The organism is Dysgonomonas termitidis (genome assembly GCF_042654545.1).
GTDB classification, from domain to species: domain Bacteria; phylum Bacteroidota; class Bacteroidia; order Bacteroidales; family Dysgonomonadaceae; genus Dysgonomonas; species Dysgonomonas termitidis.
The window spans coordinates 12359-36139 of the sequence record NZ_JBHSGN010000146.1; the positions used below are offsets into that span (position 1 = coordinate 12359).

The window sequence follows — 23781 nt, forward strand, 5'->3', positions numbered from 1 at the left end:
TTATATTACAATCGTATATGAAAAAATATTTATCTGCTATATTACTGTTATTTATTTTGCCTGCCATATCTGAATCCCAGAATATATATGACCTGAACAGGTGTATACAGGAGGGTTTAATGAATAACTATGATATCCGTATATCAAGAAACAATCAGGAAGTATCCGATAATAATATGACTATAGGGAATGCCGGATATTTACCTACGGTAGACCTTACGAGCGGCTACTCGGGTACCTCGAACAATGTAAAGCAGAAACTGGAGTCGGGGGAGACGAATACAAGCAATGGAGTGAATAATCAGAATCTCAACGCAGGTATAAACCTTAACTGGACTATCTTCGATGGCTTCAATATACAGACGAATTATAACCGGCTGAAAGAACTGCAACAAATGGGTAAACTGGATACCCAGCTGGCTATCGAAACTTTTATAGCTGATATTACTTCCGAATATTATAATTATATACAGCAAACCATCCGCCTGAAAAACCTGAAATCGGCAGTGAAATTATCGAAAGAACGCTTGCGGATAGTAGAAGCCCGTTATGAAATAGGAGCAGGTTCACGGCTGGATATGCAGCAGGCGCGTGTAGACTTCAACAGTGACAGTTCACAGTTAATCAAGCAATATGAAGTGCTGTACACATCCCGTGTATTGCTGAATAAGCTGATGGCTCAGAAGAAGATAGACCAGATGATAGAAACTAAGGATTCGGTTATTATATACAACGAGTTCCTCGACCAGAACGATATAATGCAGGGTATGCTTTCGAATAATACGTTCCTGCTGTTATCCGACAAAAATAAGAAACTAAGTGTATTGGACCTGAAGACTGCCCAGAGCGAAAATTATCCTTATCTGAAGTTCAATGCAGGATATGGAATTACGAAGAATATTTATAATACAGGAACCATAGGCAATCAGCGTACATTAGGGCTTAATTATGGACTAACACTGGGATTCAACCTGTTTAACGGCTTCAATAGCAGAAGGAAACAGCGGAATGCTAAAATCGAGATTGAGAACAGGCAACTGGAATATGAACAAACCACACTGTCGCTGAAAGCAGATCTGGCCAATATGTGGATGGCTTACCGTAACAATATAGAGTTGACCAATCTGGAAAAGGAGAATGTAGAAACTGCCCGTGAAAACCACGAAATAGCGATAGAACGTTACAAACTTGGAGACTTGTCGGGGATAGAGTTGAGGGAAGCCCAGAATAGTTTGTTGGAGGCCGAGGAACGTTTGGTTCAGGCTGAATTCAATACAAAACTGTGTGAAATTTCCCTGATGCAAATCAGTGGTCAGGTTTTGAAGTATATGGATGCTGATAATTGATTTTAAAGGAGTATTCTATATCCTGAGCGCTTTGAAATTGGATTTACGGATGTGAGAATCATTGTTTCTCGGTTAGATATTTCCAAAAGCGTTTTGGCATATGCTGACGTTGCAGTTTCAGGTTGATCCGCTCTTTTATTGTCATCGATTTGAAGTATCCTTTCCATAATTCCTGAAACATCTTCTCATCTTCTGCCATCAGGTTCTCGTCTAATTTACCGCTCAGCAGATGTTCATCGTTATCGAGAGTCATTTCCACTACTGTGTGCAGATCGTAGTAAAAACCATATCTGCGTTTCAGATCGTAAATAACCCATTTCTGGTCCGAAAAACGGTCCCTGAAATGTTCTATCGCCAAAGGCAGTGCATTATGACGGGGTGATATGGCAGAGAAGAAAATATCGTCAGCTGCCTTCTGAAAGCGTACGAATTGTTTTATATACAATTCTTCATGGGAAACCTTTCTGGCCAGTTGGTGCAGTTTGAGGACATCCTCATCCCCAAAATTGGTTTCGATAGATATTTTACTGTCAAATGATTTCCTGATAAATCTGAACAGCAGTTCGTCACTTCCTTCTTCTTCAGACAACCAGGCATATGTCACCATATTCTGCGCTCCTTTACTTAGTTTATTTTGCAGGGAAGTCCATACGCGGGTAGCTTTATCTTCCTGAGTGGTTATGGTATGACAGTCTTCCATAAACATAGGTGCAATCTCTCCTTCACCTAATAGTCTGTCAGGAAAAGTTTTCCGGCTATAGGCGTCGAAGATTGCGGTAAGCAAACCTTCAAATGTTTTATCGTAAAAAAAGACGAGCAATTTTTTAATTAAGAATTAAGATTTTCAGTATGATCCTAATCCGGAAAAAGAATCGACAACTGTTTATCATCTATTTCCTTTTTCTTCGGTTCTGTAAGGATTTTGCGAATATACTCCGGAGTCGCTTCATTTACAGTGTACATTGGCAGTTCGTTGCATGTAATGAAATATTGCGCCTTCTTCATTACCACACCTATCTTTTTCAGTTGCGATGCATTTATCCGGCCATGCCTGCGTGACATCACGATAAATTGCGCGGACTTTACGCCAATACCCGGCACACGAAGAATCATTGCATAATCCGCCTTATTTATATCTATAGGGAATGCTTCGGGATGCCGGAGTGCCCAGACCAGTTTAGGATCGATTTCTAGGTCCAGATCGGGGTAAGCATCATCTACAATTTCATCGGCACGGTACTGGTAAAACCGCATAAGCCAATCGGCCTGATAGAGACGGTTTTCTCTTACCAGGGGAGCTTGTTTCAGGGCAGGTAAACGGCTGTCGTAGCTATTCACCGGAATGAACCCCGAATAATAAACCCTCCGCATCTGCGTCTGCTGATAGAGGATGGACGATACCCGCAAAATGTCCTTATCCTTTTCATTTGTGGCTCCCACAATCATCTGTGTGCTTTGTCCTGCCGGGACAAAACGAGGCGCAGAACGAAATTTACGCCGATCCTCAATGCTTTGCTGCATACCTATTTGTATGTAGCGCATCGGTTTATATACGCTGCGGTGATCCTTTTCGGGAGCCAACAGTTTCAGGTTCGCTTCGGTAGGTATTTCCAGATTCACGCTCATACGATCGGCATAAAGCCCGGCTTCACTTATCAACTCCTGACTTGCTCCGGGAATACTTTTCATATGTATGTACCCATTGAAGCGGTGTACTGTGCGCAGGTCTTTGACTACCCGCACCATACGCTCCATTGTATAGTCGGGATTGTTGATGACACCCGAACTAAGGAAAAGCCCCTCTATATAATTACGCCGATAAAACTCGATGGTGAGTTCCACCAGTTCCTGTACGGTAAACGTTGCCCGGCGAATGTCGTTTGTCCTGCGGTTTATGCAGTATGCACAATCATAGATACAAAAGTTTGTAAGCATGATTTTAAGTAGGGAAACGCATCTTCCATCTTCTGTAAAACTATGACAAATACCCATCCCGCCAACAGTATTTCCCATCCCGCCCGCTTTGTTTTTGCGGACAGTACCACTGGAAGAACAGGAAACATCGTACTTCGCTGATTCTGCCAATACTTTTAGTTTTTCGAGTACATTATCATTCATCTTATTACAAAGGAAAGCATTTAAGATGACAGATTTGTATCAAATAACATTAAAAATTGATATGATGTTGAAAAGTAAATAAGCTCATATTATTGCCATTATTTAGCTGTTAAATAATAAAAGTAATTATACCCGCAAAAGCGCAAAAGACAGTTTTATCAATATTCTGTAAGAATAATATTTATCTTTTTGACAGATGAAAGTTCAATAATTGTGGAAATTTATCAGATTTAAGCCTTAAAAGTTTATCTTTGTGGCTTCAAAAATTTAACTGAAAAATATTTATTATGAAACCTACTTTGTATGTATTAGCTGCCGGTATGGGAAGCCGGTATGGCAGCCTTAAACAAATGGACGGGCTTGGGCCTAACGGCGAAACGATCATGGATTATTCCATCTATGACGCCCTTAGAGCAGGATTCGGGAAAGTCGTTTTCGTTATCCGTAAATCATTTGACAAGGACTTCCGTGAAAAAATCGTTTCCAAATATGAAGACCATATTCCGGTAGAAGTAGTTTATCAGGAACTGGACAATCTGCCGGAAGGATTTGAACTGCATCCCGACAGGCAAAAACCATGGGGTACGAATCATGCCGTGATGATGGCTAAAGATGTTATCAAAGAACCATTCGCGGTTATCAATGCCGACGACTTTTACGGCCGTGAGAGCTATGCTATCCTGGCTGAGCAATTGAATAAAATGAACGGTACCGCAAACCATTATTGCATGGTGGGCTATCGTTTGAGCAATACATTGTCTGAAAGCGGGGCAGTAGCCAGAGGTGTTTGCGAAACAGATAGCAATCATTTTCTGAAAAGCGTGGTTGAACGTACGCATATCGAACTTAAAGACGGAAAGATTCAATATAAAGATGCCGAAAATTATTGGTTCGAACTGCCTGAAAATGCTCCTGTATCGATGAATATGTGGGGATTCACACCGGATTATTTCGAACATTCCGAAAAATATTTTATCAAATTCCTCGAACAGAACGCCGGTAATCACAAGGCTGAATACTTTATCCCGTTGATGGTAGACCACCTTATAGTAAATAAGACAGCCGATGTGAAGGTTTTGGATACTCCTTCAAAATGGTTTGGAGTGACATATGCCGAAGACAGGGAAGGTGTGGTGGAAAAACTGCATAAACTGGTAGAGACCGGAGAGTACCCAAGCCCATTGTGGAAATAACGCGGATTAGGTTATTTTATCTTTTTTAGGTACTTAATATCGTATAAATTTGTTACTTTTGTAACGATTAAAAGATTTATTCTATTCATAATTATTATAAATAAAAAATTCAAAAACAATGGTAAGTTACAAAGACTTGGGATTAGTGAACACTAAAGAAATGTTTGCTAAAGCAGTAAAAGGCGGATATGCTATTCCTGCGTTCAATGTTAACAACATGGAGCAGTTACAGGCTATCGTTCAGGCTGCTGCTGAAACAAAGTCACCGGTTATCGTACAGGCATCTAAAGGTGCCCGTCAATATGCAAACCCTATCTTGTTGCGTTATATGCTTCAAGGTGCTGTAGAATATGCAAAAAGCTTAGGTTGGGAAAAACCGCAAATCGTACTTCATTTAGACCATGGCGATACTTTCGAAACTTGTAAAGACTGTATCGATTCAGGATTTTCTTCTGTGATGATCGACGGTTCTCACCTTCCATATGATGAAAACGTAGCTCTTACTAAAAAAGTAGTGGAATATGCTCATCAGTTCGATGTAACAGTTGAAGGAGAACTAGGAGTATTGGCCGGTGTAGAAGACGAAGTGTCTGCAGAACACCACACTTATACAAAACCTGAAGAAGTAGTGGATTTCGTTACAAAAACCGGATGTGATTCATTGGCTATTTCTATCGGTACTTCTCACGGAGCAAACAAATTTACTCCGGAACAATGTACAAGAGACGCTAACGGTCACCTTGTTCCGCCTCCATTGCGTTTCGACGTATTGGAAGAATGCGAAAAAGAACTTCCGGGATTCCCTATCGTACTTCACGGAGCATCTTCTGTACCACAGGAAGAAGTTGAAACTATCAACAAATATGGTGGTGCGCTTAAAGATGCAATCGGTATCCCTGAAGAGCAACTTCGCAAAGCTGCAAAATCAGCAGTATGCAAAATCAATATCGACTCAGACAGCCGTCTGGCTATGACTGCTGCTGTACGTGAAGTATTTGCTACTAAACCAGCTGAGTTTGACCCTCGTAAATATCTCGGACCAGCCCGCGATAACATGAAAAAACTATACAAGCACAAAATAGAAGCAGTGCTTGGTAGTGCAGGAAAAGCTTAATATCAATAAGCCTAAATAATAGAAGGAAGCTGCCCCGATGGGGCAGCTTCTTTTTTTATAATAAGTAATCGTCTCAATTTGTAGCTGAAATAATTAATCAAGGCTGCATCCCCCGGCGACCCAAAACCGCAGCTTCGGTGGGGCAAAATGTTTGCTACGCAACACACAGACGGGACGTCTGCGCGAGCGGGCGCTTTACGGATTGGGTACCCCGCCTGCGGGACGAGGCCGGAATCGCGATGCGGCGACAAGACAAAGGCTCTTCAGGCTTTAGCCATATGTGTATCAGCCGACTCGTAACTTGTAACTGCCCGCAGGGCGTAGTAACCTGTAACTAAAAACAGAACGTTAAAATCCAACTGGTGATTCTCATTAATTATAAAAACTAACCTGATTATTTAATCTGAGCGTCATTTTCTATTTTCTTTTCCACTTCTTTCAAGTTATATTTCGCAGCCTCTATGCCACTTTCGGCAGCCTTGCCAAACTGGATTTTCGCCCTGTCCACATCACCGCTCAAAAGATACAGGACTCCTATATTGTTTGCATATTCCGCGGAATTCACATTCGATTTTTTCAGATACTTCTCTGCGTTTACCGGATTGTTTGCCGACAAGGCCGCAGCCGCAGCATTCAGATTGGCGATTTCATCATCCGGGAACATTCTTACTGCTGTTTCAAATACATCGATGAAATCGTTACTACCTGCCTCATAGGAATTTGCAATACGGAACATTTCATCCAGACTCAACTGTTGCGGACGCGACTTGATCACTTCTTTTGCCTCTGCTACGTCAAATCCTTTCACATTATAAATAGCTGACGACTCCACTTTACGCAATCTCGGGTATATTTCCTTCAGCATCTGCTGATAAGGCAATCCGTTATTCAGGCCTCTGAGTCTTGCTTTACGTGTGGCTAAATCGCGTGTATTCTTTATTATATCAATAACCGCATCTTTATCTTCCATATCCGAGGCCTCTAACGCGGCAAGCAGTCCATCCCAGTTTTCCCCGCCATATTCTACCTTATATATACCAGCAGAAAAATCCAGTTTCGATGCCAGGTATTTCTTAAATGCCTCTGCCCTACCCCTCGACAATTTTTCGTTATCCCCTACAAGGCCTTCAGGTGAAGCATAACCCGAAATATCAATGCGCGTTACAGTCAGATTATTATCAGCCTTCACAGCCTTAAGCATACGCTCTATTTTAGATAGTTCTACGGGGTTCCCCATATAATCGGACAAGATATCCGTCTTATTTACCGGAAAATCCAAATATACATCCCATTGTTCTTTACGCGATTTCACATCTTCCACCTTAGGCTGTATATACGCCAGCTGAGGAATCATTATATATGGAGTTATCACCAGCGGCGGCACATTTTCTATTACCCTCTCCATAGCTACTTCCTGTTCATATCCTCCACATCCGCAAAGGACTTCTTTCATATCCAGATGAGCCGTATCCATCCACTTCTCGTAAGGGATGGTTTGTTTATAATGCAGCGGACCTTTCGATTTTCTATCCAGTTTGACCACACTATATGATGTATTCGCACTCTTCCCACCACCCAGAGCCTGTGCCCTTAGATAGGCTTTATGACGCGTAGTACCATTAATAAGCACATCGGGTAATTCCTTGTCATGGCTGCCGTTGGTCAATAGCGGAGCCAGGGTAAGTGAACGGTTTTTATCCAGTCTCAAGCCTGACATATCTATTATCATATGTACATACAGGAAATCGCCTTCACGTATCATTTCGCCCGAAGCTATACTTATTTGCCCTTTGTAAATCTGTTGTGACATAAGAGGCATAGCCAATACAAACAACAATACGATTATGCCGATATTTAATATTTTTTTCATCCTGATCTTACTTTTATCTGAGAACGTAAATTATGCTTAAGCCGGCTTTTGTAGGACCCCAGTAATTTTTCGTATCATCTTTGATTTTTGTTCCGCACTGCTCGCATTTGTATTTGTCGTAGTCCAGGTGAGCATAACCGACCCCGATAGTAGCTTCTATACTCCAGTGATTACTCAGAATCCAATGATATCCGTACGATATGCCTCCTCCCCAAAGATTACCCTCATAACGATGTTCTTTTAATCCCAGTTGCTTGATACCACCTACATTATATTCGGCATAGTGGCCGTGTAAACCGAAAAAATGGCCATTGAATCGTTCACAAAGCCAATATCTCAGTTCGGGTTGGACAAGCCAATGTTTCAGTTTCCTGTTATCGGAAAATGTCCACGGATTATAGTTACCCGATATTTCCAATGTAAACTTCCCGGATAAGCCGAATTCGATACTCAGGTTTGGGGTAGTTGTGGTCCAGTACAACGCGTTTGTCTTCAATGCAAAAATGGGTAAGTAAGCCTCTTTCCGTTCCTCCTGACCATATACTATATGCACAATTGCGAGAACAATGCATGTTAAAAAAAGTCTCTTAATCATTATTGTGCTTTTTTTCTTAAAAATTTGTCGTAATCTGTAAAACGAAACACGAAATATAAGCACCCGGATGCGCTGGGTTTCTTGTTTGTATATAAACAAAATTTAAATCGGAAAAGTTTTCATTAGCACCGAAAATATTGATTTACAGACATTCTAGATAAACAATGTCGTATATTCTGCTAATATATTCCTTTTACGGATGGTAGAAAAATGAATAATGAAGCCCTTTTTACCCGCATGCTTGTAAGTATCGTCTAAAAGTTGACAAAAGTTACAGATTATACCCATTTTCCTCCTCTGTCACTTTTTCAATTTTTAAATTTCCAACACATCGGACAGTCTTTTTCTCGTCCATTTTAAACTCCAACCCCACAACATGACATTATGTCACTATAATTGATTTATACATGCCACACTACAAATAGCTAAAAACAACTCATTACAAAATAGTTAACATTTGAATTTGATATTTAAAATATTTTCACACAGCTAATATATGCCAATTAGTCACTTTTGCATACTTTTTGCTATATACTTTACAGATATGAAAATGTATAATATTAAGATTAAACTAAAAATAAATTTAAGGAGGATCAGATTATGAGAAATCAACTTAGAAGGTACGACAGAAGCGGTAGTTTTTTCCCTGCATTCTTTTCTAATTACATCAATGATGAAGTATTGAACGGTTTCGGGAATACATACCTTCCGGCCACCAATGTTTCAGAAAATGAAAAGGCATTCAGCATTGAATTGTCTGTTCCAGGATTCAACAAAGAAGACATCAAAATAGAAATAGAAAATGATGTGCTTAAAATCTCGGCTCAGAATGAAGTAAAAAGTGAAGAAAAAGACGAAAACGAAAAAGTGCTTCGCCGCGAATTCAAAAAATCTTCTTTCACCCGTAGCTTCACTATTCCGGAAGATATAGACACTGACAATATCTCAGCTGTGCAAAAAGACGGAATTCTGCAAATCACACTGCCTAAACAAGACAAGGCTATCGAAGACAAAGTGAAGAAGATAGAGATACAATAACTGCATAGGTTTTAATTTAGGTTTTTAGGTGAATAGAAAAGGTTACTCGATATTCGGGTAGCCTTTTTTGATTTTCATGCAATAAGTCCCTGCCTGTTCTTCATAAAAAGTAACAGATGTAACAAATATTACGTCTGCCCACTCCACAGAAAACAGTCGCAAAGCTCGCCCCATACTGAAAACCTAAAAAGGTAACACTTCCCAGAATAACAGGTAACCCGTATTTAATAATCAATATATCAAAGACCGCTTAAAATTAACCTATATTCACAATATATAGTTAAAAGGTAACAGAAGTAACACATTTTTCAGTAAACAGTAAACAGTTAGCAGTAAACAACTCGTATCTCGTGTCTTGTCTACTCGTATCTCATATAACTTTCAACCTATTGCTTAAAACTTACGACATGTTAAAAAGTAACACATGTAACATATTTTTCTAACTGTTACTTTTACCCTTTCATCAAATATAAAGAGCATTACGGGTATTCGCCAATACCCGTAGATATAGATAAATATAATCCGTAATAATTATTTGTTCTCCGGAAATATATCCATAAATTTGTTTTTTATAAAAACCAAAAACTAAGCAATGTCAAAGAAACAATTCCTGTTATTACTCTTTTTTATTTCGGTTTCTTCCTATGCGCAGAAAGTGAAAATTGCAGGAATAGTTACAGATAAGCATTACCGTCCGTTGGAACAAGTGTCGGTATCGCAACCGGACACAAGCAATGGAGTATATACAAATAGTTACGGATTCTATGAACTGGAAGCATTTCCCGGCGATTCCGTCAAGCTCATTTTCTCACTGATCGGCTACCGGAAGCACCTGTATGTCATACCTGAGTTAACAAAAGATTTCAACCTGAGTGTTACACTCCACGAGGAAGATAACAGCCTTGCACCTGTCACTGTGGAAGGTGAACGCATGGTAACTACTGTAATCGGACGAATCGACTATATAGCCGCCAAGCGTCCCTCAAATCCGTGGAACAGCATAGAATCACTCCTGGCCACTATGGGAGGGGTAAGCTCTACAAACGAACTGAGTAGCCAATATTCGGTACGTGGCGGGAACTTTGATGAAAACATCGTTTATGTGAACGGCATAGAGATATATCGTCCCCTGCTTGTGCGTTCAGCGCAGCAGGAAGGACTTAGTTTTATCAATCCCAATATGGTTCAAAAAGTGGGGTTTTCTGCCGGAGGCTTCAGCGCCGAGTATGGGGATAAGATGTCGTCGGTATTGGATATTACCTATAAAAGGCCACAACGGTTCGAAGGCGCTGTTTCGGCAGGGCTGCTCGGCGGAGAGATATATGCAGGTAATTCCACCGAAAAATTTTCCCAGGTTACCAGTGTCAGGTATAAGACATTGCGCTCCCTGTTGAGTACCACCGATACCAAAGCCGAGTATGATCCTTCTTTCCTCGATTTCCAGACATATATCACCTATAAGCCGGGTACTAAATGGGAAGCCGGTTTCCTAGGGAATTATTCCCATAATAAATATGAATTTACACCCGAAACACGCAAAACATCATTTGGAACATTAACGTCTCCCCGCACATTTACGGTACATTTCAACGGCTGGGAAAATGATAAATTTCTCACTTACCAAGGGGCTTTAATATTAAAAGGAAAGATCACAGACAACCTGAATATCGGACTTACAGCCTCCGCTTTTTCATCAGATGAACAGGAACGTTACGATATAGACGGTCGTTATCTTTTACAGGAAACAAGTTTAGTGGGCGAGGATGAAAATATCGGCTCACAACTGGCTATAGGCACCTACCATGAACACGCACGAAATAAATTAAAATCGGATGTATATACTTTCACTCATTCCGGTAATCTGAAAATAGACCGGAACATGCTGAAATGGAGTATCAGCTATCAAAAGGAAAAAATAAACGATAAAATAAAGGAATGGGAAATGCGCGACTCGGCGGGATTCTCCTTACCGAGTACCGGAACAGATGTGAATGTATTTTCAAACCTGAAATCGGATAATAAAATCAACCCCACCCGTATTTCGGGATATATACAGGACACCTACAATTTTAGTACAGGCGCAGGCTTATTCATTCTAAACGCCGGGGTGCGGGCCAGTTACTGGACTTTCAACGAAGAACTGATTGTAAGTCCGCGCGGAGCTTTGGCTTTTGTCCCTGCAAAGTTGGAAAGTCTTTCATTGCGGGTAGCGGGAGGAATATATTACCAGGCTCCTTTTTATAAAGAATTCCAGCGCATTGTTAATATAGACGGGAATAATATCATAGAACTGAATAAAGATATCAAGTCACAGAAATCGATACATATCGTATTGGGCGCCGACTATTACTTCGGACGGGATATACAGAAGAACATTCCCCCGTTCAAATTATCAGGTGAAATATATTACAAAAAATTATCCGATCTTGTACCATATACTGTCAACAATGTAAAGATAAGATACACAGGCGAGAACTCCTCCAAAGGCTACTCGATGGGAGCTGACGTAAAATTATACGGTGAATTTATTCCCGGGGCAGATAGTTGGATAAGCCTGTCATTCATGAAAACCGAACAGGATATAAACGGGGTAAAAGTGCCTCTGCCTACCGACCAGCGATTCAACCTCGCACTCTTCTACCAGGATTATTTTCCCGGATATGAACGCTTGAAAATGAGTCTGCGCGGTCTATGGTCGCAAGGATTACCTGTATCCGCCCCGTACAAAGGATACGAAACCGGATATTTCCGCACACCGGATTATAAACGTATCGACATCGGTTTCTCATGGCTGGTACTGGGAGAGGATTTTGCTATCCGTGACAGGAATTCATTCTGTAAAGCCTTTAAAAATATATGGCTGGGACTGGATGCGTTTAACATCTTCGACATGCAGAATACAAATACTTATTATTGGATAACCGATGTGAATAATCAACACCATGCCGTACCTAATTACCTGACGGGAAGACAGCTGAACGTGCGGTTGCTGGCAGAATTTTAAGAGTCTACTCCATTTCTACGGAACACTCCCTGATTATTACCGCATCACTATTGACAACCAACCACTACATCAGGTATATTTGTGTCATTTTTTGAATTTTATTTTGCATAAGGACTACAGAGGGAATATTCGGAAAGGAATAGATTGTTTCACTTATATATGAGCGACAAGACTGTTTATAGACTAATCGCTTCTACTAAAAAGGGGCTTATTGCGGAGTATCCGGAAACTGTCTCTCATTTGAATAGTTTTTAACAACTTTAATAATTAAAGCATATACATATTCTATCAAATGATATACCTTTGTTCCAATTACAAAAGATACAATTATGAACAACTTCGCTTATGCAAATCCCGTAAAAATCATATTTGGGAAAGATACAATCAAGGAAATAACAAACGAAATACCACAGGGTAGCAAAGTATTGATTACTTACGGTGGTGGCAGTATCAAAAAGAACGGAGTATACGACCAGACGGTGAAGGCCCTCGAAGGCTTTGAATGGTACGAATTCGCAGGAATAGAACCTAATCCGCACTACGAAACTTGTATGAAAGCTGTGGAATTTATCAAGAAAAAAGGGATCACCTTTCTTCTGTCCGTTGGTGGAGGCTCGGTGCTTGATGCTACAAAATTTATTGCGGCGGCTGCCCTTTTCGAAGGTAGCGAACCTTGGGATATCCTGTCGAAAGGCAGTGAGATAAAAAAAGCGATGCCTTTTGCCGACATTATTACTTTGCCGGCCACAGGCTCGGAAATGAACAACGGAGGAGTTATCACCCGTGTATCTACAGTAGAAAAGCTGGCCTTCTCTTCCGATTTTACTTATCCTTTATTCTCTGTACTCGACCCTGCAGTAACATTCAGCCTGCCTGCACGCCAGGTAGGGAATGGTGTTGTAGATGCGTTTGTACATGTGATGGAGCAATACCTCACATATAGCGAGAGTAATTCCTTATTGCAGGACAATATGGCCGAAGCCATTGTAAAAACACTGGTAGAAGAAGGTCCGAAGGCTTTAAGCAACCCTGATAATTATGATGTGCGGGCGAATCTGATGTGGGCTTCAACATGGGCACTGAACGGATGGATAAACTGTGGCGTACCTCAGGACTGGGCTACACATATGATCGGACATGAAATTACAGCATTCTACGGCTTAGACCATGCGCAAACATTAGCCATCGTATTACCGGGAGTAATGGCCGTGCTGAAAGAACAGAAGTCGAAAAAGATAATCCGCCTCGGCCGTGAAGTATTCGGCATACAGGGTGACGGGGCAATAGAAAAGACAATAAAGGCTGTGGAGAACTTTTTTGAAACGATGGGAGTCAAAACACATCTGGGCGATTATAGTTTGGGTGATGAAGCCATCGAAAAGGTGAGTAAACGCTTAGCTGACCGCGGCTGGAAATTAGGCGAATGCCACAATATTACATCCGATACCATAAAAGAAATACTGACATTAAGAAAATAATATCGTATTTTATCCAGTAGAAAGAGTGAGGATTTATGGTTCTCGCTCTTTTATTATTGATTCACCTGGTTAATTCAAGTCAGAATTAAATATTGGTATAGAATTTGTAGTATGTTTTTACTACTTTTGTATCCCGAAATTTTATAAATTTACTACATTGAAATTAGCTGTTTTACAAGAGGTTTTCGAGTCTCACAAAAACATACCTGCTGTTGTAAATATTTTACCAAAATATAAAAATATTTATGCAAAAGGATTATACGGATCATCGGCTGCGATGTTTGCAGCAGCCATTTATCACAAAACAAACGATTGTTTCCTGTACATTCTGAACGACCTCGAAAGTGCAGGCTATTTTTATCACGATCTGATACAGATACTGGATACGGACAAAGTACTGTTTTTCCCGTCAGCCTATAAACGTGCGATCAAATACGGGCAGATAGATGCTGCAAATGAAATACTCCGTACCGAAGTGATGGGTAAATTGCAAACTGATAACAAGCATCTGATTATAGTCACATACCCGGAGGCGCTTGCAGAGAAAGTTGTTGCAAAAAGCATTCTGGAAAAAAATACAATACACATCAATGTAAATGAAGAAGTAGACCGCAGCTTTGTATCGGAAATGCTGGACAGCTTCGGATTCGAATATGTAGACTATGTTTACGAACCGGGGCAGTATGCTATTCGCGGAAGTATTCTCGACGTATTCTCATTCTCTTATGAATTCCCATATCGCATCGACTTTTTCGGCGATGAGGTAAGCACAATACGCACATTCGATATAGAAACACAGTTATCGAAAGAGCGTTTGCAGCAGATACAGATTATACCTGATATGCAGAAAGATGACCTGGACAGGGACTCTTTATTGAGGCTGATACCCGGGGACAGTGTTATCGGATTCAAGGACTTTGCATGGGCAGAAGAAAAAATAGAATCTGTCTATAATGATTCTACGATACTGGATAATCCCGAATATGAAAAAGATATACAGAATAAATTATCAGACAGGGAAGAGTATGCAGACCTGATAAACGGATTCAGGCATATTCATTTCGGAGCAAGAGCAGGCGGTGTACCCCAAGCAACCATTGAGTTTGAAACAAACCTGCAACCACCTTTCCATAAAAACTTTGACCTGATAAGCGAGACTTTTCACAAGGATATAGAGAAAGGCTTCAAAATATACATCCTGAGCGATAGCGAAAAGCAGCACAAGCGCCTCCAATCTATCTTCGAAGACAGGGGCGACGATATTACATTCATACCTGTAGAAAGAACATTATCGGAAGGATTCAGTGACGAAACATTGAAAATATGTTGCTTTACCGACCACCAGTTATTTGACCGCTATCATAAATATAATCTGAAATCGGACAGGGTACGCTCCGGTAAGTTCGCCCTATCACTCAAAGAACTGCAACAATTTCAGATAGGCGACTACATTGTGCATATCGACCACGGTGTAGGACAGTTCGGCGGGCTTGTCCGCTCCGATATGAACGGGAAGATGCAGGAGCTTATCAAGCTGATATATCTCAACAACGACTCCATCTTTGTATCACTGCATGCCCTGCATAAAATATCCAAGTACAGAGGCAAAGAAGGTGAACCGCCCCGTATCAACAAACTGGGGACCGGCGCATGGAACAAAATAAAGGAGAAGACTAAAAGCAAAGTAAAAGATATTGCCCGCGACCTGATAGAACTATATGCTAAGCGACGTCAGGAAGAAGGGTTCAAATTTTCCCCCGATTCATTCTTGCAGCATGAACTGGAAGCATCCTTCATCTATGAGGATACGCCCGACCAGGTAAAAGCTACTTCGGATGTAAAGCAGGACATGGAAAACAGCAAACCGATGGACCGCCTCATATGTGGCGATGTAGGTTTCGGAAAAACGGAAGTTGCTATCCGGGGGGCTTTCAAAGCTGTGTCGGACAATAAACAAGTAGCCGTGTTAGTACCTACCACCGTACTGGCATACCAGCATTACCAGACATTCAGGGAGCGGTTAAAGGATTTCCCGTGCCGTGTAGAATACATCAGCCGCGCCCGCAGTGCAAACCAGATAAAAGAAACTCTGAACGATCTGAAGGAGGGTAAGGTAGATGTACTTATAGGAACTCACCGCATAGTGAGCAAGGATATACAGTTTAAAGACCTCGGATTACTGATAATAGACGAGGAACAAAAATTCGGGGTAGCAGTAAAGGAAAAGCTGAAACAGATGAAATCGAATGTGGATACGCTCACAATGACAGCCACTCCTATACCACGCACATTACAGTTCTCCTTGATGGGTGCACGGGATTTATCGGCTATCACTACCCCGCCACCAAACCGTTACCCTATCCAGACCGAAGTGCATACATTCGATCCGCAGATAATACGTGAAGCCATCGAATTTGAAATGAGCCGTAATGGCCAGATATTCTTCATCAACAACCGGATAAAAAATATTTACGAACTGGAGGATATTATCCGTCGCGAAGTTCCAGATGCGCGGGTGGTAGTCGGCCATGGACAAATGGACCCGGCCAAACTGGAATCGGTTATTATAGATTTCGTAAACCATGAATATGACGTATTGATCGCAACATCCATCATAGAATCGGGAATAGATATCCCGAATGCAAATACAATCATCGTAAACAATGCCCAGAACTTCGGACTGAGTGATTTGCACCAGCTCCGCGGACGTGTGGGACGAAGCAATAAAAAAGCTTTTGCATACCTCCTTGCTCCTCCCCTCCATACATTGACCCCCGAGGCCAGAAGACGTTTACAGGCAATAGAAAATTTTTCCGAACTTGGTCATGGCTTCCATATAGCCATGCAGGACCTGGATATACGGGGTGCCGGAAATTTACTCGGAGCAGAGCAGAGCGGATTTATCGCCGATTTAGGATATGAGGTATATCAAAAAATATTGACAGAAGCTGTTAATGAACTGAAGAATGACGAATTCGCCGATATTTACCATGAAGCAGAAAGTGGCGAAAAAATAGCCGGGGATAACTTCGTGGACGACGTACAGATAGAAAGCGATCTGGAATTACTGTTCCCTGCCACATATATCCCCAACGATTCGGAACGTATCACCCTTTATCGCGAGCTGGACAATATGGAATGGGAAACTGACATTCAGAATTTCACACTACGTCTTGAAGACCGTTTTGGCAAAATACCACCCGAAGGGCGTGAATTAATTATGATTGTTCGCCTGAGAATACTGGCGAAAACACTCGGTATAGAAAAGGTGGTACTGAAAGGCGGGCGTATGAGCCTGTTCCTCGTATCCAATCCGGAATCTCCTTATTATCAGTCGAAAGCCTTTGATAAACTACTGGATTATATACAGAAATATCCGCGCAGTTGCGAACTGAAAGAACGCAATGGCAAACGTTCGGTAAGTATCCAGCATATTCCGAATGTAGAAACGGCTTGTATGGTTTTGATGGAGATAATAGGGTAAAAACGTGTCCGTATATTAAAAAGACGAATCCGTACATCCAAGATGAATAATTATTCTACATTTATTTATAAAAAATAGTAATACCTTGCAATTCTAAATTTTGTAACTGATTATCATGATTAAAACACAACAGCGAATAGATGTCGCGGATGCCCTGAGAGGCTTCTCCATTATGGGAATTTTTCTCCTTCACAGTATTGAACATTTTAATTTTTATTCATTTCCGGAGATTGACAGTCCCTGGTTACAGTTTACAGACAAATCCATCTGGGATTCCCTTTTCTTTATTTTTGGAGGGAAAGCCTATGGCATTTTTGCCCTCTTATTTGGATTCAGCTTCTTTATACAGGACAACAACCAGTTGCAACGCGGTAATGATTTCAGGCTGCGTTTCCTATGGCGGCTATTCCTGTTGTTTATCTGGGGAAATATAAATGCCATGTTCTTTACAGGTGAAATACTCGTTCTCTACTCCATCGTGGGCATATCACTCATCTTTGTCGCCCGGCTAAAAATTAAGACTGTCGTTATTATTGCTACAGTACTCATGTTACAACCGATGGAATGGGGCAAACTCATATATGCGCTGGCCAATCCGGATTATGTTTCGGACGCGCCTCTGGCCGACAAATATTTTAAAATAGCCTATGAAGTACAGACTAACGGTACATTTTTGGAGACTGCGAAAATGAATCTTTGGGACGGACAACTGGCCAGTCTTACATGGGCATGGGAGAACGCACGCTTCTTTCAGACCCCGGCATTGTTCATGTTTGGTATAGTAATCGGAAAAGCAGGCTTACTGTTGTATAATGAGAAGAACAGCCGTTTCTGGATGAAAGCTTTGGTTATAGGTATTATTTGCTTCTTCCCACTGAATGGATTGGCAGGTATGCTCTCCGGATTTATAGAAAACGACGCGATACTGACACCATTAAGATTAATTATCAGATCGCTTGCCAATATGGGCTTTATGGCCTTCCTTGTTTCTTTGGTGATCCTTATCTATTACCATACTACTAAAGGACATAACCTGCTGGATAAATTACGCCCTTACGGGAAAATGACATTGACTAATTACATTATGCAATCTATAATAGGCTCCTTTATTTTCTATAACTGGGGATTGGGAATGCATAATAAACTGGGCATTACTTATTCGTTCCTGCTGGGAATAGTATTATTTATACTGCAATATTTCTTCTGCTACTGGTGGATGAAAAACCACAAACATGGGCCACTTGAATATGTATGGAAGAAACTGACATGGATAGGTGCAAAGAAAAAATAATCATATAACACAAAAAAGGAGAAGATTGAAATCTTCTCCTTTTTTAATTATTTCTTATTTATTACCGTATACGATCCAATGATTTCACCAGCTTTTCGTCTTTCTTTATCCGCGAAATAGCCAACAGATCAAAAATAAGCGCTACAACCGGAAGTATAATGCCAAACTGGAGATTCATAGTATAAGCACTATCTATTTTTGCTAAAAAAGCATTCATATATACCAGAGCTGTGATATAATATACAACTATCATGATAGCTGTCAAATAGCCTATATTTATCTGCAACTTTCTTTTCTTATAAAGAAAGATATTGACGAATGCCAATAATCCGCTTGCAATAGCGAAAATCAGAACTCCCCATGTAGGAAAATCAACTCCTATCCCGTAAGAGTGGAAAGCAGTGGACAACTGAGGGGTCCCGTTTACGATTTCAACCAATGGGCAAAAAGCCGTAGCCCCCATCAATACCACTACCAAAAGTAGAAATACTGTCTGTATACGTTGTATCATTCGTATTTTTTAGAAGTTGTCTTTATCCTTATTTGGATTTCTGTAGTAAAGTTTACCTTCTGTATATTCCTGGGCAGCGATCAGCGATGCCTTAGGTAGCTTCTCATAATAACGGGAAATCTCGATTTGTTCCCTGTTTTCGAAAACTTCTTCCAAATTATCGTTATATGAAGCAAATTCCTGCAGCTTTTTATCCAAATCCTGTTTCATTTCAACAGAGATCTGATTAGCACGTTTTGATATGATTCTCACAGTTTCATATACATTACCTGTATCTTCCGACAAAGTCATCATGTCTCTGGTAACTGTATTACTGGCTGCATTTGATTTTCTGTAATCCATTTTAATCCTTAAATTTATATTAGTAGAATATCTTGCTTATTTGCTTAACTCCTGTTGTACTGCCTCATTTGTAACCTGATCTACTTCCTGTCCGAGAGCTTTTAAAGCCTGGCGGTAGTATCTTTCGCTTTCTTTCAGGTATTTTCCGCTGGGAAACATATTCTTGTAATTGAAATGTTCGTCCATCAGTTCACGATAGCGGGTAGGTTTCTTTTCTTCAATACTATAATATGCCAGTTCGTATCTCGATCTCACGATTAATATCTGAAATTCTTCAGAGAATTCCGAAAACGGATAATTCTTTAATGCTTCACGGGCTGTAACGATACAGGATTCATAATTATTTCCCATATACAACCCTAAGTTGAAATAAAGACGGGCAGCCAAAAACTCTTTGTATGATAATTTTTCCTGCAGTTTGAACATTAAATCCTGCGCTTCGGGAGCCTTCTCACTTTGAGGAAAATACTCGAGGAAACTCTGGAATTCCTGGATTCCCTTTATTGTACTTGTCTGATCCAAACGGGCATCAGGTGAATCTAAATACAGACCGTATGCAGCGTTAAACCTCGCCAGCTCGGTATAGTCCCCTTTAGGAAATTTGTTATAGTATCTTGTATAATATTGAGTAGCAGTAGTATAATCTTTATCGTAGAAATAGGCTTGCGCCATCAAAAATAAAATCTCCTGCTCTTTGGAGGAGCCTGTGTATGTAGAAAGAATTTCGTCCAGCAAGGTAGTAGTCCTACCATATTTTTTTTCATCGAAATATTTCTTGGCATATGTGTATTTCAGCTCGGCATCGCGGCTTTTCAGTATTTTATTATACTCTCCGCACGAAGCTAGTAATAAGGCCAATAACAGTGTACACAGAATTTTAATCTTCATTCTACTCAAAAATTAGTTTGCAAATTTACACAAAGCTTTTATAATTTGAAAATAAACTTTTACAATTATGTTTTTTTGAGATTCAAAGCTATGATCAGCCAAACATAGTTACTATCCTTTTTATGCCTTCAATAAGCTTATCTATCTCCTCCTTTGTATTATAAAATGCAATCGAAACCCTTACAGTACCTTCTATACCAAGCTCTTCCATAAGCGGCTGGGCACAATGGTGGCCTGTACGAACAGCTATTCCCATTTTATCCAAAAGCATTCCCATATCGTAATGATGAATATTTCCTATAAGAAACGAAATAACGCTGCTCTTATTGTCAGAAGTGCCGAAAATACGGATATTTTCTATTTTCTTCAATTCATCGGTACAATAGTTTAATAACTGATCTTCGTATTCTTTTATTGAGTCCAGTCCTATATTTTTTATATAGTTTATAGCTTTTGCGAAGGCTATTACATCCGGATAATTGGGTGTACCTGCTTCAAATTTGAATGGTAATTCATTGAATGTCGTCTTCTTAAATGAAACCTGACTTATCATTTCCCCACCTCCCTGATAAGGGGGCATGAGGTTCAGCCACTTCTCTTTTCCGTAAAGCACCCCTACTCCATTCGGCCCGTACACTTTGTGTGCCGAGAAAACCAGAAAATCACAATCGAGTTTTTGCACATCCACCTCCATGTGTTGCACAGACTGTGCCGCATCTATTAGCACCGGAATATCGTGGCTATGCGCAATCTCAATAATATCTTCTATCGGATTCACCGTACCCAATACATTCGAAATATGCATAACCGATACCAAGCGTGTTTTGGGAGATATAAGCTTTTTAAACTCATCCATCCTCAACTCACCTTTTTCGTTGATCGGAATAACCTTTAGCCGTATGCCTCTTATCTCCTCCTGTAATTGCCACGAAACAATATTGGCATGGTGCTCCATTGCGGAAATAATGATTTCATCACCCTCCTTACAAAACTGCTGGCAAAAACTATGCGCCACCAGATTGATTGATTCGGTGGTACCTTTGGTAAAGATAATTTCCCTACTATGCTCTGCATTAATGAATTGCTGCACCACAGCACGGGATTCTTCTGCCAAATCAGTGGCCTGTTGGCTTAAATGATGTACACCACGATGCACATTTGCATTCGTGGTGTAATATACTTTTTCTATTTCTTCTACTACGCATTTGGGTTTTTGAGTGGTAGCACCATTATCGAAATAGATAAGTGGTTTACCATAAACAGCAGTGGAAAGAATAGGAAAGTCGGCTCTTATTTTTTCAATGTTCATTTTTTTCAGTTAGCAGTTAGCAGTTAGCAGTCAACAGAATAAGCACCTGCGACTTATAACTCATAACTTATAATTTATAACTACTAATCTTATTTGCACACCAGGCAATTTCCACAGCGCGCATTTTCTCCACGGAAACGTTTTTCAACGAGATCCTGCAATCTTTCTCTCAGGCGCGGAATACGCACATGCTCCAAAACTCCTGCCGTAAAGGCCTGCATCAACATCAGTTTGGCGGCGTCATATCCTATACCACGCGAACGGAGATAGAACAGCGCTTCCTCATCCAGTTGTCCGGTAGTAAGTCCGTGAGAACATTTTACATCGTCGGCATATATTTCGAGCTGTGGTTTAGCATACATTTTTGCATTCGGCGAGATGCAAAGATTGTTATTAGACTGGTATGCCATTGTTTTCTGAGCATCTTTCTCTACCAGAATACGACCGCAAAAAGAACCTTTAGCTTCATCCTGCAATACATATTTAAACAACTGCGTACTGGTGCAATGTGGCTTAGCATGATCCAGGAATGCAAAGTTATCTACATATTGCTGCCTGTCGGCGATAACCATTCCGCATACATATGCTTCGGCGTGTTCACCGTTCAGTTTTACATTATAGTTATTACGGCTTACACCTGTATTCAAAGTCATGTTATTCACCAGTACGTTCGAAGATTCCTCTTGTAATACAAATGTATTTGTCAACCGAGTCACCTTATCCGAATTTTCTTCCAGGTCATAACAGTCTACAATAGCATTCCGTCCGGCATATATTTCAGTTACCTGAGTAGCCAGAAAGTGGGATTCGTCCACGGTATGGTCACAAATAAGCAGTTTCACCTGAGCATCGTCCTCCGCAATAATCAGTATGCGGCGATTTACCAGATAATTAAACTCGCTTTTCAGAATGTTGATTAATTGTATCGGCTCTTCAACGATCACTCCTTTAGGCACGTATATTACAAAGCCATCCTGGGCAAACATAGTATTAAATGCAATGATACCATTGTTATTCACATCTGCTATTTGTCCGTAATATTTACTGCAAACTTCGGGTTTCTGCTCTGCAAATTCTTTCAGGCTACCTACAAATACACCTTTAGGGTATTCTACGTGTGGACTGTGTTCCTGATGAAACAAATCGTTCAGTACAAAATACAGATTCGTTGTCATATTAGGAATCTCGCACCTGAATGCCACGTATGGATTTCCCTGAAACGGAACACGGTTCAAGTTGAGACCAAAATCAGGCATAAACTCCGCCGCCACATCCAAATAAAGGTAATCCTCCAGTTTCTTTGTGGGGAAACCTTGTTTCTGAAAGGCTTCGAATGCTTTATCGCGTTGGCTGTTCAGCTCCGGCGCAGATTTAGCATCGATTTTATCCCTGTACTGGTTAAATATATCTATATATTGATTTTCTATCATTATTCCTGAAATTCTTTAATAATCCAATCGTAACCTTTTTCCTCCAGTTCCAAAGCCAGCTCCGCCCCCGCACTTTTTACAATGCGCCCTTTGTAAAGAACGTGTACAAAGTCCGGTTTAATATAGTCCAGCAAGCGTTGGTAGTGAGTAATCACCACTGTAGCGTTATCTTTACGTCTCAGCTTGTTAACGCCGGCTGCAACGATACGAAGGGCATCGATATCAAGCCCGGAATCGGTTTCGTCCAGTATTGCAAGCTTTGGCTCAAGCATGGCCATCTGAAATATCTCGTTACGTTTTTTCTCTCCACCCGAAAAACCTTCGTTTACCGAACGTCCGGCAAGATCCTTATCCAGTTCTACAAGTTCTCTTTTTTCTCTTATCATTTTCAGGAAGTCAGAAGCCGATATCGGTTCTTGTTCCCGGTGCTTACGAATTTCGTTAAGGGAAGCACGCATGAAATTAGTCATACTTACACCCGGTATTTCCACAGGATACTGGAAGCTAAGGAAAAGGCCTTCACGCGCCCTGTCTTCCGGGTCCATATCCAACAAATCGTGTCCTCTGTAATCTATTTCTCCCTCTGTTACTTCAAAGTTGGGATTACCTACAAGTACAGAAGCAAGTGTGCTTTTACCTGCTCCGTTAGGCCCCATAATTGCATGAATTTCGCCCTCGTTAACCTCAAGGTTCAATCCTTTCAGTATTTCCTTGCCTTCAACATTGGCGTGCAAGTCTTTTATGTTTAATAAGTTTGCCATTATAAATTT

General features: G+C 40.7%; 18 protein-coding genes. 8 read left to right on the forward strand and 10 right to left on the reverse strand.

Annotated features, from left to right (window positions below):
- Window positions 1-17 precede the first annotated feature (17 nt).
- Window positions 18-1346 carry a TolC family protein gene (locus ACFO6W_RS23135; RefSeq protein WP_380000972.1) on the forward strand — a complete coding sequence of 443 codons (1329 nt, stop codon included), beginning with the start codon at window positions 18-20 and terminating at the stop codon, window positions 1344-1346.
- A gap of 58 nt (window positions 1347-1404) precedes the next feature.
- Here ACFO6W_RS23135 and ACFO6W_RS23140 read toward each other — a convergent pair whose 3' ends face one another.
- Window positions 1405-2166, reverse strand: a complete 762-nt coding sequence (locus tag ACFO6W_RS23140) for a TIGR03915 family putative DNA repair protein (protein WP_380000974.1) — start codon at window positions 2164-2166, stop codon at window positions 1405-1407.
- A 35-nt stretch (window positions 2167-2201) separates the two neighbouring features.
- Window positions 2202-3464: a putative DNA modification/repair radical SAM protein gene (locus ACFO6W_RS23145; protein ID WP_380000976.1), complete on the reverse strand. Its 1263-nt coding sequence runs from the start codon at window positions 3462-3464 to the stop codon at window positions 2202-2204.
- 287 nt (window positions 3465-3751) lie between these two features.
- Between ACFO6W_RS23145 and ACFO6W_RS23150 the strand changes: the two genes are divergently transcribed.
- Window positions 3752-4657 carry a glycosyltransferase family protein gene (locus ACFO6W_RS23150; protein ID WP_380000978.1) on the forward strand — a complete coding sequence of 302 codons (906 nt, stop codon included), beginning with the start codon at window positions 3752-3754 and terminating at the stop codon, window positions 4655-4657.
- Between the two features lie 118 nt (window positions 4658-4775).
- A complete protein-coding gene (locus tag ACFO6W_RS23155; protein WP_291111341.1) occupies window positions 4776-5771 on the forward strand; it encodes a class II fructose-bisphosphate aldolase in 996 nt (331 codons plus the stop codon).
- Window positions 5772-6165: 394 nt separating this feature from the next.
- On the opposite strand, the gene ACFO6W_RS23160 is transcribed toward ACFO6W_RS23155, so the two are convergent.
- Together ACFO6W_RS23160 and ACFO6W_RS23165 are read right to left on the reverse strand one after the other, a co-directional pair.
- On the reverse strand, window positions 6166-7641 hold the full coding sequence (locus tag ACFO6W_RS23160) for a DUF3868 domain-containing protein (protein WP_380000981.1): 1476 nt from the start codon (window positions 7639-7641) through the stop codon (window positions 6166-6168).
- Between the two features lie 13 nt (window positions 7642-7654).
- Window positions 7655-8236 carry a DUF3575 domain-containing protein gene (locus ACFO6W_RS23165; RefSeq protein WP_380000983.1) on the reverse strand — a complete coding sequence of 194 codons (582 nt, stop codon included), beginning with the start codon at window positions 8234-8236 and terminating at the stop codon, window positions 7655-7657.
- A 600-nt stretch (window positions 8237-8836) separates the two neighbouring features.
- Here ACFO6W_RS23165 and ACFO6W_RS23170 point away from each other — a divergent pair.
- From ACFO6W_RS23170 to ACFO6W_RS23190, 5 genes are all read left to right on the forward strand, one after another.
- On the forward strand, window positions 8837-9274 hold the full coding sequence (locus tag ACFO6W_RS23170; RefSeq protein WP_380000985.1) for an Hsp20/alpha crystallin family protein: 438 nt from the start codon (window positions 8837-8839) through the stop codon (window positions 9272-9274).
- A gap of 592 nt (window positions 9275-9866) precedes the next feature.
- Complete coding sequence (locus tag ACFO6W_RS23175) at window positions 9867-12278, forward strand: TonB-dependent receptor (RefSeq protein WP_380000987.1); 2412 nt, start codon at window positions 9867-9869, stop codon at window positions 12276-12278.
- 329 nt (window positions 12279-12607) lie between these two features.
- On the forward strand, window positions 12608-13756 hold the full coding sequence (locus ACFO6W_RS23180; RefSeq protein ID WP_380000989.1) for an iron-containing alcohol dehydrogenase: 1149 nt from the start codon (window positions 12608-12610) through the stop codon (window positions 13754-13756).
- Window positions 13757-14033: 277 nt separating this feature from the next.
- The gene (mfd, locus tag ACFO6W_RS23185; RefSeq protein ID WP_380001025.1) at window positions 14034-17240 is read left to right on the forward strand and encodes a transcription-repair coupling factor; all 3207 of its coding nucleotides are present in this window, start codon (window positions 14034-14036) and stop codon (window positions 17238-17240) included.
- 115 nt (window positions 17241-17355) lie between these two features.
- Window positions 17356-18531 (forward strand): DUF418 domain-containing protein, encoded by a 1176-nt coding sequence (locus ACFO6W_RS23190; RefSeq protein WP_380000991.1) that lies wholly within the window; start codon window positions 17356-17358, stop codon window positions 18529-18531.
- 61 nt (window positions 18532-18592) lie between these two features.
- Here the strand turns inward: ACFO6W_RS23190 and ACFO6W_RS23195 are convergent, their stop codons facing one another.
- From ACFO6W_RS23195 to sufC, 6 genes are all read right to left on the reverse strand, one after another.
- Window positions 18593-19042 (reverse strand): DUF4293 domain-containing protein, encoded by a 450-nt coding sequence (locus ACFO6W_RS23195; protein WP_291111267.1) that lies wholly within the window; start codon window positions 19040-19042, stop codon window positions 18593-18595.
- A gap of 9 nt (window positions 19043-19051) precedes the next feature.
- Complete coding sequence (locus ACFO6W_RS23200) at window positions 19052-19384, reverse strand: DNA-directed RNA polymerase subunit omega (protein WP_380000993.1); 333 nt, start codon at window positions 19382-19384, stop codon at window positions 19052-19054.
- A 36-nt stretch (window positions 19385-19420) separates the two neighbouring features.
- The gene (locus tag ACFO6W_RS23205; protein ID WP_380000995.1) at window positions 19421-20272 is read right to left on the reverse strand and encodes an outer membrane protein assembly factor BamD; all 852 of its coding nucleotides are present in this window, start codon (window positions 20270-20272) and stop codon (window positions 19421-19423) included.
- 94 nt (window positions 20273-20366) lie between these two features.
- Entirely contained in the window at window positions 20367-21581 is a 1215-nt protein-coding gene (locus ACFO6W_RS23210) for an aminotransferase class V-fold PLP-dependent enzyme (RefSeq protein ID WP_380000997.1), read from the reverse strand.
- A gap of 89 nt (window positions 21582-21670) precedes the next feature.
- Window positions 21671-23011, reverse strand: a complete 1341-nt coding sequence (gene sufD, locus ACFO6W_RS23215; RefSeq protein ID WP_380000999.1) for a Fe-S cluster assembly protein SufD — start codon at window positions 23009-23011, stop codon at window positions 21671-21673.
- Entirely contained in the window at window positions 23011-23772 is a 762-nt protein-coding gene (sufC, locus tag ACFO6W_RS23220) for a Fe-S cluster assembly ATPase SufC (protein WP_296938290.1), read from the reverse strand. Before sufC ends, sufD begins: the two co-directional genes overlap by 1 nt.
- Between the last annotated feature and the right edge of the window lie 9 nt (window positions 23773-23781).